This is a genomic window from Campylobacter concisus, from assembly GCF_902460415.1.
GTDB lineage: Bacteria > Campylobacterota > Campylobacteria > Campylobacterales > Campylobacteraceae > Campylobacter_A > Campylobacter_A concisus_Y.
On the sequence record NZ_CABPTY010000001.1, the window covers coordinates 1 to 4501 of the forward strand.

At 33.9% G+C, this 4501-nt stretch carries 2 protein-coding genes and 2 pseudogenes; all 4 read left to right on the top strand.

The features are described from left to right. Positions 1 to 109: 109 nt before the first annotated feature. Positions 110 to 835: pseudogene (locus FZ940_RS09745) on the top strand (cache domain-containing protein); the annotation flags it as partial. 774 nt (positions 836 to 1609) lie between these two features. Continuing rightward, on the top strand, positions 1610 to 2050 hold the full coding sequence (locus tag FZ940_RS09750) for a methyl-accepting chemotaxis protein (protein ID WP_374048479.1): 441 nt from the start codon (positions 1610 to 1612) through the stop codon (positions 2048 to 2050). Between the two features lie 227 nt (positions 2051 to 2277). After that, positions 2278 to 3048: pseudogene (locus FZ940_RS09755) on the top strand (cache domain-containing protein); the annotation flags it as partial. A gap of 627 nt (positions 3049 to 3675) precedes the next feature. Then, positions 3676 to 4200, top strand: coding sequence for a methyl-accepting chemotaxis protein (locus FZ940_RS09760; RefSeq protein WP_159070040.1), 525 nt, complete (start codon positions 3676 to 3678; stop codon positions 4198 to 4200). Positions 4201 to 4501: the final 301 nt, after the last annotated feature.

The following is a 4501-nucleotide window of genomic DNA, read 5'->3' on the forward strand; positions in this document are numbered from 1 at the left end:
ATTAAATAGAGGGTAAATTTAAGACTAATTTTAATTCTTTTTCGATAAATTAAAGCGATTTTAACTTTTTAAAGGAGGAAAGATGAAGTCCATAACTTCAAAGATAGCGATGATTATCATCTCATTGCTAGTTATTTCGTTTGCTGCTATTTCGGCAGTCAGCTACTATACAGCGGAAAGTAAGGTAGTAGAGTTGGTCAGCCAGACCCAGGATCAGATTCTAAGTGACATCAAAGCTACTACGGATTCTTTTTTTGAAGAATATTTAGAAGTTGCCAAGAAGTCTGCTTTAGATATAGCACAAATACCAAATAATGATGACTCGTACATGGAAAAGACAAAAATACAAAAAGAAAATGTTAGTCATCTAGTTTCTAATATTTTTTATGGTCGCGAGAGTGATGGACATTTTTTCCAATCAGATGGAACTAAAACAACTCCAGCCGATAATTACGATCCTAGAACTAGAGGCTGGTATAAAGCAGCAAAGAGTGCAAATGGTGCTATCTATACCGAACCTTATAAAGCTGCTATGTTTAACGCTTTAGTAATTAGTTTTGCCGCTCCAGTAAATAAAAATGGAAATTTTGATGGTGTTTTGGGGCTTGATTTAAATATAGATGCTTTAAGTAAAAAAATTCTCGAAATGGGTAAAACAAAATACGGCTATGTCTATGTTATGAATAAAGATGGTGTAATGCTAATGCACTCAAATCCAGATAATGTTGGCAAAGCAGTCGAGTCTACACTATATCTCTCAAAACAATATGCAGAAAAGAAATATGACGAAAATGGACTTATCCCTTACACTAACTATAAAGGCGAAAATGTAACTGCCAAAATTCTTCCTATAAATGATCAAGGTTGGCTAGCGGTAGCTGCTATCGGAGCAGATACTTTTTCGTCTAATACATTGCCTTTATTAAAAGCTCAAATAATCCTTGCCGTAGCTTTTATAGTCATACTTTCGGCTATCGTATTTACTCTTCTTAAAAAATCCCTTAGCCCTATTAGAACTATTCAAACCAAGCTTGAAGACGCGTTTAAATTTATTACCTACGAAACCCCTAACGCTCCGGAAAAGCTAGTAGTAACTACGCAAGACGAATTCGGCAGAATGAGCGAATCTATTAACGAGAATATAGAAAAAGTCCTTAACGGCGTTAAAAAAGACAGCGCCTTAATAGACGAGATGAACGGTATAGCAAATCTCATGATAAAAGGCCATATGGGAGCTAAGATTAACTCTACTCCGAATAACCCGGCTTTGGTTCAGTTAAAAGATCTGCTAAATAAATTCTTTGCGTCAATTTCTGAAAATTTAAAAGGAATAGCCGTAGTTTTAGCTTCTTACAACAAAAACGACTACACTCCTAGACTAGAGCTAAAACCCGAGCTTGAAAGCGATCTAAGAGATATGATAGTAGGCCTTCAAAGCGCTGGCGACGCAGTAAGCAATATGCTAAGGGAAAATTTAAAAGAAGCTCAGGTTCTAGAAGAAAAAGCTAAAATCCTAGCAGAATCTATGAGAACCCTAACCGACGGAGCCCATAAACAAGCAGACTCCATACAAGAAAGCGCGGCGGCTATAGAAGAGATGAGCAGTTCTATGAACGCTATTAGCCAAAAAGCTAGCGACGTAACCAGACAAAGCGAAGAGATTAAAAACATCATCGTTATTATTAGAGATATAGCCGATCAAACCAACCTACTTGCTCTAAACGCTGCTATCGAAGCGGCGCGTGCTGGTGAGCATGGACGAGGCTTTGCCGTAGTCGCCGACGAGGTTAGAAAACTAGCAGAGCGAACTCAAAAATCACTTGGCGAGATTGAAGCTAATGCAAATGTTCTAGCTCAAAGCATTAACGAGATGAGTGAGAGCATCAGAGAGCAAAGCGAAGGTATAAATATGATAAATCAAAGTGTAAGTCAGATCGACAGTATTACAAAACAAAATATAAATATTGTTGGTACAACAAACGAAATTACTGACCAAATAGACGACATGGCCAAGACGATAGTAGCCGACGTTAGAAAGAATAAATTTTAATCTTAGACCGAATTTAGGGGTTTGTTTCCCCTAAATTCTAATTTTATTTCACTTACTTTAACTATCCAAAATGAAAAAATAATTCAAAATTATTATTTAATGTATACATCACTATTTTGTAATTAATATTATTAAATACCATTTAATATAAAAAAATATACAATCGCATCTTAAAATTTTTTGTAAAAGGAAAGTAAATGCGATCAATTGCAAACAAAATATCTTTAATGCTCATACTGGCATTATTCATATCATTCTCGCTAATATCTTTAGCCAGCTACAATACAGCTCATGATAAAGCCATTGAGTTAGTAATACAAACTCAAAAGCAAATTTTAAAAGATGTGAAAATCGCACTAAATAGCTTTTTTACCAATAATCAGTATGCTATAGAAAAAATGGCTGAGACTCTTAGTAAGTTAAGCGAGAAAAGTGATGGCTCGATGAATGCTGATGGCATAAATTTAGCTTTATCTCAAGCAAAAGCTATATCTGGAAAAGAGATCACTCTTGTTTACGCTGGATATGAGGATGGGGCTATGTTTAGATCAAATGGGCAAAATAAAGCTGGATACGATCCAAGAGTTAGAGGATGGTATAAACAAGCTAAAGCCGAGAATAAACCAATATATACTGATCCATATATGGCAGCTTCATTAAATGCGATGGTTATAACTTTTGCTGCACCTATTAAAAATATTGGAGTTACTGGTATAGATGCATCTATTGAGGAGTTGAGCAATAATATATCGCAAATTAGTAAAACTGAATACAGCTATGCTTTTGTTACAGATCAAAATGGCAACGTTATAATGCACCCAAATAAAGAATTAGTTGGCAAACCTCATGAGATCGCAAAGAGTCTAATAAAACAATATAATGAAAAGAAATTTGATGAAAATGGATTAATAGCATATAAAAATACAAAAGGCGAAGATGTCTATGCTTATATGTTAGAGATAAATGATAAAGGTTGGTTGGCAATAACAGCAATGGATCAAAATATCTTTAGCTCGCATACTTTGCCTATTTTAAAAGTTCAGATTATTTTAGCCTTTATATTTATAGTTGTCTTGTCTGCGTTTGTATATTTCTTGCTAAAAAGATCGCTTAATCCTATTAAAACTATTACAGATGCTTTGGTTAGTTTCTTTAGATTTTTAAATTTTGAGATAAAAGAGCCAGTTGTTTCAAAGGTGGCAACAAAAGATGAATTTGGCGTAATGAGCAAACTAATAAATGATAATATTGCTAAAATTTTTGACAATGCCGATCAAGACTCTAGAGTGGTATCTCAATCTGTTGAGACTGCAAAGGCGATAGAGAATGGAAATTTAAAAGCAAGGATAGTAGATGTTCCAGCTAATCCAAAACTAATTGAATTAAAAGATGTCTTAAATAAAATGCTAGATGTTTTGGAAAAAAGAGTCGGTAGCGATTTAAATATGATCCAAAAAACTTTTAATGATTTTAGAAATTCTGATTTTACTTCAAGAATTTTGGATGCCAAAGGCAATGTCGAACTAGTAACAAATGAGCTTGGCGAAGAGATAGCTAATATGCTTGCATTTAACCTAAAACAAGCACAATTCTTAGAAGAAAAAGCCAAAAATTTAGATGCATCAATGAAGCAAGTAACTCAAGGTGCTAGCACACAAGCAAATTCTCTCCAAGAAAGTGCTGCTGCGATCGAACAAATGAGTAGCTCAATGAGTGCAATTAGTCAAAAGACTGTAGATGTTATAAAACAATCTGAAGAGATTAAAAACATCATCGTTATTATTAGAGATATAGCAGATCAAACTAACTTACTTGCCCTAAACGCCGCTATCGAAGCAGCACGTGCTGGTGAGCATGGACGAGGCTTTGCCGTAGTTGCGGATGAGGTTAGAAAACTAGCTGAGCGAACTCAAAAATCACTTGGTGAGATCGAAACTAACGCAAATATACTTACTCAAAGTATCAATGAGATGAGCGAGAGCATCAGAGAGCAAAGCGAAGGCATAAATATGATAAATCAAAGTGTAAGCCAGATTGATAGCATTACAAAGCAAAATGTTGATATCGTGAGCTCAACGAATGAAATCACTGCCCAAATCGATGAAATGGCTAAGACGATAGTAGCTGATGTTAAAAAGAATAAATTTTAACCTTATAGCTTAACACCTAAAATTTTATTAATATTTCATCCTCAAAATTTGAGGATGAAAATAACTCTATTTTACATCTAATCTTAAAATTATTTTTTGTTTTATAAATATAATAAAATTTTTAAAAATTATCTAATTTTTATAGCTTTATAGTGATATTGCTAGTTAAATTTTTATAGATTATGTTTGCTTTCAAGTAGTGAAATCTATTAGAATTTATCCCTATCGTCTTGGCCATGTCGTCTATTTGGTCAGTAATTTCGTTTGTTGTACCAACAATATTTATATTTTGTTTTGTAAT

Excerpts from the sequence above, each read along its gene's own strand:
- FZ940_RS09750 (WP_374048479.1), top strand. The coding sequence starts at position 1,610 with ATGAACGCTATTAGCCAAAAAGCTAGCGACGTAACCAGACAAAGCGAA.
- FZ940_RS09760 (WP_159070040.1), top strand. The coding sequence starts at position 3,676 with ATGAAGCAAGTAACTCAAGGTGCTAGCACACAAGCAAATTCTCTCCAA.